Annotated in this window: 14 protein-coding genes; 12 read left to right on the top strand and 2 right to left on the bottom strand. The window is 42.8% G+C overall.

Going from position 1 to position 13355, the window contains the following annotated elements; translation table 11 throughout:
- Positions 1 to 79 precede the first annotated feature (79 nt).
- Together BM210_RS21960 and glnA are read left to right on the top strand one after the other, a co-directional pair.
- Entirely contained in the window at positions 80 to 493 is a 414-nt protein-coding gene (locus BM210_RS21960) for a MerR family transcriptional regulator (RefSeq protein WP_076228527.1), read from the top strand.
- Positions 494 to 571: 78 nt separating this feature from the next.
- The gene (glnA, locus tag BM210_RS21955) at positions 572 to 1909 is read left to right on the top strand and encodes a type I glutamate--ammonia ligase (RefSeq protein ID WP_091173475.1); all 1338 of its coding nucleotides are present in this window, start codon (positions 572 to 574) and stop codon (positions 1907 to 1909) included.
- Between the two features lie 191 nt (positions 1910 to 2100).
- On the opposite strand, the gene lexA is transcribed toward glnA, so the two are convergent.
- Positions 2101 to 2724, bottom strand: coding sequence for a transcriptional repressor LexA (gene lexA / locus BM210_RS21950; protein ID WP_091173473.1), 624 nt, complete (start codon positions 2722 to 2724; stop codon positions 2101 to 2103).
- A 144-nt stretch (positions 2725 to 2868) separates the two neighbouring features.
- Here lexA and BM210_RS21945 point away from each other — a divergent pair, with 144 nt between their 5' ends.
- The 5 genes from BM210_RS21945 to BM210_RS21925 all read left to right on the top strand — a co-directional run bounded on the left by BM210_RS21945 (position 2869) and on the right by BM210_RS21925 (position 5970).
- Positions 2869 to 3249, top strand: a complete 381-nt coding sequence (locus BM210_RS21945; protein ID WP_256223912.1) for a LysM peptidoglycan-binding domain-containing protein — start codon at positions 2869 to 2871, stop codon at positions 3247 to 3249.
- A 153-nt stretch (positions 3250 to 3402) separates the two neighbouring features.
- Positions 3403 to 3615, top strand: coding sequence for a DUF896 domain-containing protein (locus BM210_RS21940; protein ID WP_091173471.1), 213 nt, complete (start codon positions 3403 to 3405; stop codon positions 3613 to 3615).
- An 18-nt stretch (positions 3616 to 3633) separates the two neighbouring features.
- Positions 3634 to 4623 (top strand): aldo/keto reductase, encoded by a 990-nt coding sequence (locus BM210_RS21935; RefSeq protein WP_091173468.1) that lies wholly within the window; start codon positions 3634 to 3636, stop codon positions 4621 to 4623.
- A gap of 24 nt (positions 4624 to 4647) precedes the next feature.
- The gene (locus tag BM210_RS21930; RefSeq protein WP_091173466.1) at positions 4648 to 5157 is read left to right on the top strand and encodes a hypothetical protein; all 510 of its coding nucleotides are present in this window, start codon (positions 4648 to 4650) and stop codon (positions 5155 to 5157) included.
- A gap of 15 nt (positions 5158 to 5172) precedes the next feature.
- The gene (locus tag BM210_RS21925) at positions 5173 to 5970 is read left to right on the top strand and encodes an HAD family hydrolase (protein WP_091173463.1); all 798 of its coding nucleotides are present in this window, start codon (positions 5173 to 5175) and stop codon (positions 5968 to 5970) included.
- Between the two features lie 93 nt (positions 5971 to 6063).
- Here the strand turns inward: BM210_RS21925 and BM210_RS21920 are convergent, their stop codons facing one another.
- Entirely contained in the window at positions 6064 to 6606 is a 543-nt protein-coding gene (locus BM210_RS21920) for a 1,2-dihydroxy-3-keto-5-methylthiopentene dioxygenase (protein ID WP_091173461.1), read from the bottom strand.
- Positions 6607 to 6838: 232 nt separating this feature from the next.
- Here BM210_RS21920 and metH point away from each other — a divergent pair, with 232 nt between their 5' ends.
- From metH to BM210_RS21895, 5 genes are all read left to right on the top strand, one after another.
- The gene (gene metH, locus BM210_RS21915) at positions 6839 to 10282 is read left to right on the top strand and encodes a methionine synthase (RefSeq protein ID WP_091173459.1); all 3444 of its coding nucleotides are present in this window, start codon (positions 6839 to 6841) and stop codon (positions 10280 to 10282) included.
- 91 nt (positions 10283 to 10373) lie between these two features.
- Entirely contained in the window at positions 10374 to 11321 is a 948-nt protein-coding gene (gene rnz / locus BM210_RS21910) for a ribonuclease Z (protein WP_091173601.1), read from the top strand.
- 74 nt (positions 11322 to 11395) lie between these two features.
- The gene (locus BM210_RS21905; RefSeq protein ID WP_091173458.1) at positions 11396 to 11749 is read left to right on the top strand and encodes a CidA/LrgA family protein; all 354 of its coding nucleotides are present in this window, start codon (positions 11396 to 11398) and stop codon (positions 11747 to 11749) included.
- The gene (locus BM210_RS21900; RefSeq protein ID WP_091173455.1) at positions 11736 to 12428 is read left to right on the top strand and encodes an LrgB family protein; all 693 of its coding nucleotides are present in this window, start codon (positions 11736 to 11738) and stop codon (positions 12426 to 12428) included. Before BM210_RS21905 ends, BM210_RS21900 begins: the two co-directional genes overlap by 14 nt.
- A 151-nt stretch (positions 12429 to 12579) precedes the next feature.
- The gene (locus BM210_RS21895) at positions 12580 to 13350 is read left to right on the top strand and encodes a GNAT family N-acetyltransferase (RefSeq protein ID WP_256223910.1); all 771 of its coding nucleotides are present in this window, start codon (positions 12580 to 12582) and stop codon (positions 13348 to 13350) included.
- Positions 13351 to 13355 lie beyond the last annotated feature (5 nt).

Genomic DNA, 13355 nt, shown 5'->3' with positions numbered 1-13355 from the left:
TGAACCTAACATAACTTGACACATTTATGTAGGAAGAGTAAAATGAGGATAGGTTTTAAGTACACAGAGGTGATGAGTCGTGGCTGATGATATACGTCGTAATATGGCGTTATTCCCCATTGGTATCGTAATGAAGTTGACAGATTTAACAGCTAGGCAAATTCGGTATTATGAACAACATGAATTAATTATACCAGCTCGGACTGGCGGTAACCAGCGGCTCTATTCCTTTAATGATGTAGAACGATTGCTGGAAATAAAAGACTTGATTGAGAAAGGCGTGAATATCGCTGGAATTAAGCAAGTGCTGCTGCCTATGTCCAAGGATTCAGAGGATGCAACTGTTCTTAATGAGCAATCGGAAGTTAAACGCAGAGAAATGACGGATTCACAGCTTCACCGGATGTTAAAGCAGCAGCTGCTTGGTGGAGGTAAACGATTGGGACAGGTGTCATTGATCCAAGGCGAGCTTTCCAGATTTTTCAAAAAATAAGCGCTTTCCTTTTTAATGAAATACGTGTATATCCCCAAATTGCAGATGGTTCGCATAATTTAAGGAGGAACTTGTACCGTGACTGAAAAGAATTATAAAAAAGAGGACATCATCAAGATAGCCAAGGAACAAAATGTAAGATTTATTCGCTTGCAATTTACCGACTTGCTTGGAACGATCAAAAATGTGGAGATTCCTATTAGCCAGCTGGAAAAAGCATTGGATAACAAAATGATGTTTGATGGTTCTTCTATTGAAGGTTATGTTCGTATTGAAGAATCCGACATGTATCTATATCCTGATCTTAGTACCTGGGTTATTTTTCCATGGGTTGTTGAAGATCGCATAGCTCGTTTAATCTGCGATATTTACTTGCCGGATGGAAGACCTTTTCCTGGAGATCCGCGCGGTATCTTGAAAAATGCGTTGAAGGAAGCCGCAGATATGGGCTTCACAGCTATGAATGTAGGACCAGAGCCAGAATTTTTCCTGTTCAAAACCGATGAGAATGGCAATCCTTCTATGGAATTGAATGATCAAGGCGGATATTTTGACTTGGCTCCTATGGATCTTGGTGAGAACTGCCGTCGTGAAATCGTACTGACGTTGGAGGAAATGGGATTTGAGATTGAAGCTTCTCACCATGAAGTAGCTCCAGGTCAGCATGAGATCGATTTTAAATATGCGGATGCGATCAAAGCAGCCGATCAAATTCAAACGTTCAAACTGGTTGTCAAAACCGTTGCCAGACAGCATGGTTTGCATGCTACATTTATGCCAAAACCATTGTTCGGTGTGAATGGATCTGGTATGCATGCTCACCAGTCGTTGTTTAATGGTTCCACGAATACATTTTATGATGAAAATGACAAGCTGGGCTTAAGTGCAACAGCAAGATACTATATGGCAGGCATTTTACGCCATGCTCGTGCGTTTGCAGCTATTACCAACCCAACCGTAAACTCATACAAACGTCTGGTTCCTGGTTACGAAGCTCCTTGTTATGTTGCTTGGTCTGCCAGCAATCGGAGTCCGATGATTCGTATTCCTGCGTCCAGAGGCTTAAGTACTCGTGTCGAGGTTCGTAATCCCGATCCTGCTGCTAATCCATACTTGGCGTTAGCTGTAATGCTAAAAGCCGGACTTGACGGAATCAAGAACAAGATGCAACTTCCTCCCCCTACAGATCGGAACATTTATGTTATGACGGAGGAAGAGCGCGAAGATCAAGGGATCCCAAGTCTTCCGGTTAATCTCAAGGTTGCGTTGGAAGAGATGCTGCGTGATGATGTGATTTGTGATGCACTAGGTGACCACGCTTTGGCTCACTTTATTGAGCTTAAAGAGATCGAGTGGGATATCTACAGAACTCAGGTTCATGCTTGGGAGCGCGAGCAGTACTTGACGCTTTACTAAGATTTGTATCCTCATGTGAATCATTATAATTCTCTTTGAATAAACAATTGTGCAAGAAGCTTCCCAAAAGTAGAAATTTTACTGAGGGGAAGCTTCTTTTTTATGTTAGAGAGGCGCTTGTATACTGCACATAAAAAAAACTGACAGCCAGGAAGGTAGTCCTGATGTCAGCTTTAATATTTGCATGATGATTAAACAATGTCTCTGAACAACCCTACGACTCTTCCTAAAATAGTAACGGTTTTTAAACGAATCGGTTCCATGGTAGAATTCTCAGGCTGCAGACGAATATGATCCTTTTCCTTGTAGAAGCGCTTAACAGTAGCCTCGTCATCTTCAGTCATCGCGACAACGATATCTCCGTTATTGGCCGTTTGCTGCTGTCTGACGATAACGTAATCCCCGTCGTTAATGCCGGCATCAATCATACTGCTGCCCTCAATACTCAACATGAACACATTGTAATCGCCAACATAATGACTTGGAAGCGGGAAGTAATCTTCGATATTTTCAGTAGCAGTGATAGGAACACCTGCAGTAACACGTCCGATCAAAGGTACGCGAACAACAGATAATGCAAAGCTGCTGCCGTCTGTCAGAGAGCCGTCCGTAATTTCAATGGCTCTTGGCTTGGTAGGATCGCGACGAATAAGTCCTTTTTTCTCCAATCGCTCTAAATGTCCATGTACAGTAGAGCTAGATGCTAGACCAACTGCCTCACCAATTTCACGAACGGAAGGTGGATATCCTTTATCTTTCACTTCATTCTTAATAAAATCCAAGATTGCCAATTGTCGAATGGATAGCTTACTCATTAGGATCACTCCAATGCTTGGTAATAACTAGTGAGAGTATAACATAGAACCGGAGTTCGTACAAACATAAGTTCTAATTTTCAATTGACACAAACATTTGTTCGTGTTATTTTAAAAACAGAACAAATGTTTGGGGGCGCTGTTATGTACATGAATGAACAACTGTTATCAAAGAGAGATCCTATTTCGAAGGAAACGTGTGACTATCCTTTTCGTTACGTTTCCATTATTCCTATTCAAAAAATACTTCTGAGATATACAGGTTTGTTCGCATTGGCGGTCATCATACTCTTGATCAGCTTGTTTGTTTCATTGCTTGGTGGGGATCAGGATGCGTATGCTTCCTCGGATAACACGCCTATTGAATATTCAGTTGAAATCGTTAAGGGCGATACTTTATGGTCGATTGCCACTATGCATGTACATAATGGACAGGATGTCCGTGAATATATTTACAACCTTAAGAAGTTGAATGGATTAAAATCAAGCATACTTCAAGAAGGACAAAGACTTAGACTACCTTAAGTATAATTTTTAATTTTGTATGTCGGTTTTGTCGTTCTAGCTCTGAGAATTATTACGAACACCTCCTTAACTCTTGACAATGCTATTCCATAATGTCAAAGTATACTTTGATGCATTTAACAAGCATTTTTGTATAAGATCGGGAGGATTCACATGGATAATGGAACAGAGCCATATATTAAACGGATCAATGAATTGGCACGCAAGGCCAAAACAGTAGGTCTGACAGATGATGAGCTGGAAGAACGTAATGAGCTTCGTAAACGTTATATAGAAGCTTTTAAGGGCTCTCTTCGCAATCAGTTGGAGACAATTAAATTTGTCGATGAGGATCAATCGGATGGTGACTCGAAACAACACAATTAATTAGGGGTGAATCGTTGCGTGCATTATCGAGTATTGGGTAAAAGCGGGGTTGTGGTATCAGAACTGTGTTTAGGTACCATGACCTTTGGTAATACAACAAGCGAAGAAGACTCAACGTCCATGATCCACGATTTTCTGGATCAAGGCGGGAATTTTTTGGATACTGCGGATGTGTATGTATCGGGACGTTCTGAGGAAATTGTAGGGAAGGCAATCAGCGGTCGCCGCTCAGACGTAATTTTGGCAACGAAGGTACGTTTTGCAACAGCGAATAATGTAAATCATGTCGGCTTGTCACGCAAGCATATTTTAGACGGGGTAGAAGCAAGCTTACGACGTTTAAATACGGATTACATCGATTTATATCAAATGCATGTCTGGGATCAAATTACACCGATTGAAGAAACTTTGCGTACGTTGGATGATTTGGTGACATCTGGAAAAGTCAGATACATCGGATGCTCCAACTTTTTGGCGTATCAAATTATGAAGTCTCTTGGCGTCAGTGATCATCATCGATATGCTCGGTTTATCTCCAATCAACCCCAGTATAGTCTGGTGTCCAGACAGATGGACAGGGAAGTACTTCCATTATGTATAGAAGAAAATGTAGGTGTCATTCCTTGGGGACCTATTGGTGGCGGGTTCTTATCCGGTAAATATGCACGAGGTGAAGCTCCGCTAGAAGGAAGGCTTTCAGCTAAAGCTGGAGAAAGCAGCTGGGCATTACGCAACTCGGAGAAAAACTTCCGAATTCTTGAGGAAGTCCTTGCAGTTGCATCTGAAGTTGAACAAACACCTGTTCAGGTAGCATTGAATTGGCTAATACATAAAAAGGGTATTACTTCACCCATATTTGGTGCAAGAACGTTGGAGCAATACCATGAAAACATGGGCGCCACGGGTTGGCAGCTTTCAACAGATCATTGGAATCGCTTGGATGCTGTTAGTGCTCTTGAGGATGATTATCCGTACCGATTTATAGAAAAATTTAAAAGAGAAGTGTAGCCCGTACATTAAAGGAGATTGCCTATGTCTCGCAAGTGGGAACGAATGGTTAAGAAAAATACGAAAGTAGTCAACAAAAGTAGGGCTAAACATGGCAAGCCAACGATCAGCCAAGCTGTATCAGATGGTTCGGTTACTATTAAGGGGCGTAATTGGACTCTATCATTATTTTTATTTTGCGTAGGTATTTTTTGTTTTATTGCTTTTCAGAATACGAATCAAGATGAATATTTGTACTGGTTAACAGGCGGTAGTTATATGTTACTGAGTTTGTTCATGTTTGGTGTTAGACGCCCGCAGCTTAAAATTGGTAAAGATTTTCTGGGGAGCCGTCGGTTTACTGGAGATAAGAGAGTACCTGTTTCGGATATTAAAGAAATCGCATTATCTTCCGATTCTGTAATCATTTCACTGAATAGCAGCAAAGTAAAGTGGACGTTTACACGTTTTTATCACAGAATGGATATTTCGGCGATGTCAGAGCGGCTGAAGGAATTCGCCGCTAATCATGCAGTACCTTTGAAGGTGGAGTAGAGAGGGAGAGGCTCAATGGCTATTAAGGCAGTTTTATTTGATTTGGATGATACGTTATTATGGGATGATCGTAGTGTGAAAGAGGCTTTTCAAGCAACTTGTTTAGCTGCAGCAAAGCAAGTGGATGTAGACCCTGAAAGACTCGAGCAGGCGGTAAGACAAGAAGCGAGGAAACTATATGAGTCATACGACACCTTTGCTTTTACCAAAATGATCGGTATCAATCCTTTTGAAGGATTGTGGGCTAACTTTACTGAAGGCGATAACGAGAATTTTCGAAAGCTTGAGCAGCTTGCGCCTCAATATCGTACCGAATCTTGGACCCGAGGTCTTAAAGCTTTAGGTATTGAAGATGCAAAGCTTGGCTATGAGCTTGGGGAAAGATTTCCAATGGAACGTCGCAGTCGCCCCATTGTATATGAGGAAACGTTCGAGGTACTGGATCAGTTAAAAGGCAGCTATAAGCTGTTGCTCTTAACTAACGGGTCTCCTGATTTACAGAAGGAAAAGCTGGCTGGTGTTCCTGAGCTTGCACCTTATTTTGACCATATTGTTATATCAGGGAATCACGGAGAAGGCAAGCCTGCTACGTCGATTTTTAATCACTCCCTTGACCTGCTTCAGGTTTCAGCTGATGAAGCGGTTATGATTGGTGATAAGCTCACAACCGATATTTTGGGATCAAACCGAATCCATATGCGCAACATGTGGATTAATCGACATGCTTTACAAAGAGACGACGAAATCATACCTGCTTATGAGATCACAAGTTTACGTGAAATTCAAGGAGTTATTGATTCCATAAGTTCATAAGGTATAAAAGTCTAATTGGATAACAAAAACCCGCCAGCGCTGAGTAACAGGCTGACGGGTTTTGTTCATATTGTGTTTATAGATGATAACGGATTATGCTTTTTGAAAGGATTCGTCCGCAAATGGATGGGCAATCCAGCCATCAGTTTCAATAAACAATCGGATAGCGACAATTTGGCGATTATCCATTAGCGTGAAAAAGTGAGCCTTGTGCTCGGGAACGGAAATAACATCTCCTGCTTCCAATTCAACGTCGAAATAGCCTACATCATCAGTGCCTTTTATAATAAAAATGCCTTTGCCAGAAACAATAGCACGTACTTCATCTTCGGTATGGGTATGGACCTGTTCGAATTTTGTTAGAAGCTCTTCGATATTAGGTGTTGCTTCGGACAATGCAATAACATCCCATGTTTTGTAACCGCGTCTTGCCGCAATTTCTTGAATTTCTTCGTCAAATGTCGATAGAATTTGCGCTTTATTCTCATCGGACAATATGAATTTTTCTTGCAATTCTGCAGGAAGCTTGCCAGCATTCCAATGTTCGTAAAGTACTTCCTGCTTTTCCAAAAATGCTTGAACGTTACTTTCACCAGAGATGCGTTCATTAGTATTGCGAATACGGATTTCAGCCACGGTCATCCCTCTTTCTTTACCCTTAATAAGTTTCTAAGCTACATTATAATAGAATTTCATGCTTCTGTCGATCTGTTTCATTGATAATTCCGATGTGAATAATAAGAAAATGTAAATTGTTTGAACTTTATTTGATTCATCGGGATTGTGGTCGCATTATCTTTTCATGATGGGTGGTTTCTGGTACACTAAGGGTTACAATTGGACGGTTGCCGTTGAAAGGAAGATTAGTATGGGCAAAATAGCTTTAGAAGAACAGCTTAAGAAGAAAATTATGATTTTGGACGGTGCTATGGGCACAATGATCCAACAAGAAAACCTAACCGAAGAAGATTTTGGTGGTGAAGACCTTGATGGATGCAACGAATATTTGGTCATTACACGTCCTGACGTTATTTCGAAAATACATGAGGCTTATTTTGCAGCAGGCGCTGATATTATCGAAACGAATACATTCGGATCGACTAGTGTCGTTCTGGCTGAATATGATTTACAAGATCGAGCCCGAGAGTTGAATCTGATTGCTGCAAAGCTAGCCGTAGAAGCAGCTAACAAATTCAGCACACCGGAGTGGCCGCGGTACGTTGCAGGTGCACTTGGACCAACTACCAAAACACTTTCCGTAACTGGTGGCGTCACTTTTGACGAGCTGGTTGACAGCTACTATGAGCAATCTGTAGCACTGATTGAAGCTGGTGTAGATGCAATGCTTCTTGAAACGTCTCAGGATACTTTAAATGTAAAAGCGGGCAGCATTGGTATTCGCCGTGCTTTTGAAACAACGGGAATTACGCTTCCATTAATGATTTCCGGAACGATTGAGCCGATGGGTACAACGCTTGCGGGTCAAAATATCGAATCCTTTTATATCTCGCTGGAGCACTTAAAACCGATTTCCATTGGTCTTAACTGTGCAACGGGACCTGAGTTTATGCGTGACCATATTCGTTCCTTGTCTGAACTCGCTACTACGGCTGTCAGCTGTTATCCGAATGCCGGATTACCGGATGAGAATGGTCAATATCATGAATCACCTGAATCACTTGCTAAGAAAATGGGTGGATTCGCCGAGCAGGGCTGGCTTAATATTGCTGGCGGCTGCTGTGGAACGACCCCTGATCATATTCGTGCCATGGCCGAGACTTTATCTCAGTATAAACCTCGTGAGCAAGCCGTTTCTCATTTATCGGCAGTTTCGGGTATTGAAACCGTCTATATTGAAGATGCGAACCGTCCTTATATGGTTGGAGAACGTACAAATATTTCGGGTTCCCGTAAGTTCAAACGATTGATGAAAGAAGGAAAGTTTGAAGAGGGAGCAGAAATAGCCCGTGCACAAGTGAAAAATGGCGCTTATGTCATTGATATCAACGTACAGGATACCGATATAGATGAAGTGTATGCGATGGAAAACTTTTTGAAAGAGGTTGTCAAAAAAGTTAAAGTCCCATTGATGATTGACTCGACCTATGATCATATCATCGAGCTGGGTTTGAAATATTCGCAAGGTAAGGCAATTATTAACTCGATTAACCTGGAAGATGGCGAGAGCAAATTTGAAGCTATTTTGCCGTTAATACATCGATATGGCGCTGCTGTTGTTATGATTCTTATCGATGAGCGCGGACAAGCTGTATCGCGGCAAGCCAAGATGGAAGTAGCCGAACGCTCTTATGAGCTATTGACCAAGAAATATGGAATGAACCCGGAAGATATTATTTTTGACCCGAATATGTTCCCAGTAGGTTCAGGGGACCCGCAGTATATTGGATCTGCTGTCGAGACCATCGAAGGTATTCGAATGATCAAAGAAAAATTTCCTGAATGTAAAACGATTCTTGGTCTTAGTAATATATCATTTGGTCTTCCGCCTGCTGGACGTGAGGTTCTGAATTCGGTGTACTTGTATCATTGTACAAAAGCGGGTTTAGACTTTGCCATTGTGAATACGGAAAACCTGGAGCGTTACGCATCCATTGGAGATCATGAGAAAGAACTTGCTGAAAAGCTGATCTTTGAGACTAATGACGATACACTTGCAGAATTTGTCGCTCATTTCCGTGAGAAAAAGGTCGATAAGAAGGAGAAAATCTCTAATCTTACACTTGAAGAACGATTGGCGTCTTATGTAGTTGAAGGTACAAAGGAAGGCCTTGTAACGGATTTGGATATAGCGATGAACACTTATGCACCGCTGGATATTATTAACGGACCCTTAATGACAGGGATGGCAGAGGTAGGGAGACTGTTTAATAATAACGAACTGATTGTAGCAGAGGTGCTGCAGAGTGCGGAGGTCATGAAAGCATCGGTCTCCCATCTGGAGCCGTTTATGGAAAGAGCGGATAGTGCGGTTAAAGGAACTATCATGCTGGCGACTGTCAAAGGCGATGTTCACGATATTGGGAAAAATTTGGTGGAAATCATTTTATCCAACAATGGCTACAAAATCATTAACCTGGGTATTAAGGTTCCGCCAGATCAAATCATTGAAGCGTTCCGCAGAGAAAAGCCTGATGCTATCGGATTGTCGGGCCTGCTCGTTAAATCTGCACAGCAGATGGTCATTACCGCTCAGGATTTAAAAACTGCAGGAATTGATGTGCCTATTCTTGTAGGTGGGGCAGCATTGACGAGAAAATTCACCAAAACGCGTATTGCACCTGAGTACGAAGGCGTAGTGCTTTATGCCAAAGATGCGATGGATGGTTTGGATATTGCCAACAAGCTGAGCGATCCAATTCAAAAGCAGCAATTAATTGATGAATTACGAGATGCAATGGAATCCGATGTCAAGGAGTCTGGTAAAAAGGCAGAAACAATGCCAGTCTTGACCCGTGTGCTTAAATCGACAATTGACCGCACGCTGCCGGTACAAGTGCCGCCAAGCCTGGAAAGACGCGTTATTCGCGATTATCCAATGAGTCATGTAATGCCTTATATCAATATGCAGATGCTGCTTGGTCATCACCTTGGCTTGAAAGGCAAAGTCGATAAACTGCTTGCAGATAAAGACCCAAAAGCTATTCAACTGAAAGAAACCGTAGACGGGATTTTGGCTGAAGCACAGCAAGAGGGTATTATCCGTGCACATGGTATGTATCAGTTTTTCCCGGCTCAATCATCGGGTGACGATATTTTCATTTATGACAAGGATGATCTGACCAAAGTGCTGCAGAAATTCTCTTTCCCGAGACAGCAGACTGAACCCTTCTTCTGTCTAGCTGATTATCTGAAATCTACAGATAGCGGCGAAATGGATTACATTGGCTTCATGGTCGTTACAGCTGGTCATGGCATAAGCGAGAAAGCACAGGAGTGGAGAGAAAAGGGTGATTACCTGCGTTCACATGCTCTTCAATCTACTGCACTTGAAACAGCGGAGGCATTAGCGGAACGAGTGCATCAAATGATGCGTGATGTTTGGGGATTCCCGGATCCGGCTGGTATGACCATGGGCGAGATGTTTGGCGCCAAGTATCGTGGTCAACGCTTCTCCTTTGGTTATCCTGCTTGTCCAAATCTGGATGATCAGGAGCAGCTGTTTGCTTTATTGAAGCCGGAGGATATCGGTATCGAGCTGACTGAAGGCAGTATGATGGAGCCGGAAGCATCCGTATCAGCAATCGTATTTGCGCATCCGGAAGCACGCTATTTTAACGTGGATAAAGTCTAGGACATACTAGTGAAGGAGTGGGGTCATATGGGCTCGACTCCTTCACTATGTATAGAGACTCAGCACGACTTAGGAAATGGAGAAGATGAGCTTGGAAATATATTTTCTCGGCACCGGGGCAGGAATGCCTTCGAAAGAACGAAATGTGTCTGCGATCGTGTTGAACCTGTTGGCCGAAAACAACAGCTATTGGATGTTCGATTGCGGAGAAGGGACTCAGCAGCAGATTCTGCGTTCTCCTGTACGGACGAGCAAGCTGGAGAAGCTGTTTATTACTCATTTGCATGGTGATCATTTGTATGGACTGCCAGGACTATTGACGAGCCGTTCATATCAGGGTGGTGACAACCCGCTTACGATTTACGGTCCTGAGGGTACGGAGTTATTTATCCGCACTGCATTGGCTGTAAGTCAGGCTCATTTAACCTATGAGCTTAAGATTATTGAATTCGGACCAACCGATCAGCAGCTATTGTTCGAGGATAAGCAATTTGAGGTGTACATCGCGCCACTTGTTCATCGGGTTCAAAGCTATGGCTACCGGATCGTAGAGAAACCGCAAAAAGGCAGCCTGCAAGCTGATAAGCTGAAGGAGCTTGGAATCACTTCAGGACCTATGTTTGGTAAAATCAAGCAGGGAATGGATATATCCTTGGAGGATGGCACAATCCTTAAGGCAAAGGATTTTATCGGACCTGATGTTCAGGGCAGGATCGTAACCATTTTAGGTGACACACAGCCTTGCCAATATTCGCTAGAGCTTGCTCGTGATGCAGATGTTTTGGTTCATGAGGCTACCTTCGCAGAGGGCAAGAAGCATCTGGCCGTTGCCTACGATCATTCGACCTCGGTGGATGCTGCTCGTACGGCGCTAGAAGCCGGAGCACATGCTTTGATTTTAACGCATATTAGCTCGCGCTATCAGAAGGAAGAGGCTGCTCTTTTAAGTGAGGAAGCGAAGCGAATTTTTGAAGACGTTTATTTGGCCCGTGACCATTGGAGCTTTGAGGTGCCGCGTGTCAAAAGGAGCTATAATTAGGGCTTTTCAGCTTCTGCCAGTAAGATATCAAACAGGTTGCAAGTTGTCTTAGCCGCCTTTCGGAGGGATAATAGTTGTTAGGGTTTTCCATATTAATTGGATATTATGTTCTGGGATGGGTAATTCAAACGGGATTACAGGTTCCCATCCCAGCAAATGTAATAGGGCTCATACTATTTACAATGAGTCTCTTTTTTAAGCTCATTAAACTTGAATGGGTAGAGGATGCAGGAGAGTTTTTGATTAAGCATATGCTGTTATTTTTTATACCTTTTGTTGTCGGAACGATGGTATTCTTTCCTTATATCGGGGCAAATGCGGTTCAATTGCTTGTCAGTCTATTTGTAAGTACGATTGGAGTGCTCATGATTACAGGCTGGAGTGTCAAGCTGTTGAAGGGAAAGGAGAAAAGTAATGAGTCTCCATGATTTTCCACAGCAGCCCATGTTTGGGCTTGCGCTTTCAGTTATTGCCTATGCGTCAGCTCTCAAGTTAAACCAAAAGTGGAAATGGCTTCATCCGCTGTTTATCAGTTCAGGCCTTATTATAGGATTTATGCTGTGTGCCCATATCCCTTATGAGTCGTATCGTCTTGGTGGCGATTTCCTGATTTTGCTGCTGGGGCCTGCAACCGTTGCTTTGGGTATCCCGATATATAAAAATGCTCGGCGCATCCGTTCCAGTCTTGCAGCTATCTTGGGTGGAATCACAATAGGCTCCATTTCAGCTCTGCTGCTTTCAGGTGTTCTGGTATGGAGTCTTGGTGGTACCGTGGAGCTTATGGTGACAATGATGCCGAAGTCAGTGACATCACCAATTGCACTCGAAATATCACGAAAAGCCGGAGGCATTCCAGAGCTAACGGCTGTACTGACGGTACTGACCGGACTGTTCGGCAGCATGTTTGGACGCAGTCTGTTGCGACTAGTTGGAGTCAGTGACGATATCTCGATAGGGGTGGCTATGGGTACCTCATCCCACGGAATCGGAACTGCAAGGGTTATAAGAGATTCAGAGCTTCAAGGCAGCATTAGCGGATTTTCGATGGGCGCAGCTGCGATAATAACTTCGCTATTATTTATTCCTCTTTATAGTTGGCTGCACTAATGTCTATATCCGAAAAACCTCAATGATTTGAGGTTTTTTTATTTGCCCAAGAAAGCTTACAAATTATTCATAACACGAAAATGTCAACTTAATAATTGTTTGTTACGCTAGAGGTATCACTAAATCAACTTTCTTGAAGAAGGGCGTGTTGATGATGATTCCGACTGCTGCTCATCCGGTACCTCTATCTAACTTGACTGTGAAATTGGCATCCAATTCGTGGGAAATCGAGCAAGCCATGCGTTTAAGGTATCAGGTGTTTGTTGAAGAGGAAAAGAATTTGCAAATGTTGAATGAAAGTGGCTTGGAACAGGATCAGTACGATATGTTTTGTGATCATTTGATTATAACGGATTTGGAACGGGAACAAATTGTGGGGACGTACCGACTTTTACCGGGTTTACGCGCAATGGCGAGTATCGGCTTTTACTCGGAAACCGAGTTTGACTTGAGCTCATTTCAAGAGTGCAAGCCGCATACACTGGAGTTGGGGCGAAGCTGCATTGCTTCAGCTTACCGCGGTGGTAAAGCAATCCAACTGCTATGGGAAGGTATCGCGAAATACATTGCCGAGCATCATTATCAGTATTTAATTGGCTGTGCAAGTGTACACGTGAACTCCATTGAGGATCTAAACGTCATCTATAGCATGCTGCGCATCAAGCAGGTACTTACAGACCGTTATGGTATCCAGCCTTTGGAGTCGCATCGTATCGATGGGCTGCAGCAGGTCATGATTGAGCTGGATGAAAAAGAAATTTTTCGCAATCTGCCTCCTCTTATGAAGGGGTATCAATATTTGGGAGCGGAAATCGGAGGTGATCCAGCTTACGATAAGTGGTTTGAGACGGTAGATTTTTTCATTGTATTGGAGAAGGATCGCTTGGCACGAAAATATAAAAAGCATTTTCTAAAACAATAAATAGT

Origin of the sequence: Paenibacillus sp. 1_12 (genome assembly GCF_900114475.1) — a bacterium.
Lineage (GTDB): Bacteria > Bacillota > Bacilli > Paenibacillales > NBRC-103111 > Paenibacillus_S.
The sequence above is the reverse complement of the archived record's forward strand: the minus strand, read 5'-3'. Positions and strand labels throughout refer to the sequence as shown.

Excerpts from the sequence above, each read along its gene's own strand:
- lexA (WP_091173473.1), bottom strand. The coding sequence starts at position 2,724 with ATGAGTAAGCTATCCATTCGACAATTGGCAATCTTGGATTTTATTAAG.
- BM210_RS21945 (WP_256223912.1), top strand. The coding sequence starts at position 2,869 with ATGTACATGAATGAACAACTGTTATCAAAGAGAGATCCTATTTCGAAG.
- BM210_RS21940 (WP_091173471.1), top strand. The coding sequence starts at position 3,403 with ATGGATAATGGAACAGAGCCATATATTAAACGGATCAATGAATTGGCA.
- BM210_RS21930 (WP_091173466.1), top strand. The coding sequence starts at position 4,648 with ATGTCTCGCAAGTGGGAACGAATGGTTAAGAAAAATACGAAAGTAGTC.
- BM210_RS21925 (WP_091173463.1), top strand. The coding sequence starts at position 5,173 with ATGGCTATTAAGGCAGTTTTATTTGATTTGGATGATACGTTATTATGG.
- metH (WP_091173459.1), top strand. The coding sequence starts at position 6,839 with ATGGGCAAAATAGCTTTAGAAGAACAGCTTAAGAAGAAAATTATGATT.
- BM210_RS21900 (WP_091173455.1), top strand. The coding sequence starts at position 11,736 with ATGAGTCTCCATGATTTTCCACAGCAGCCCATGTTTGGGCTTGCGCTT.
- BM210_RS21895 (WP_256223910.1), top strand. The coding sequence starts at position 12,580 with ATGATGATTCCGACTGCTGCTCATCCGGTACCTCTATCTAACTTGACT.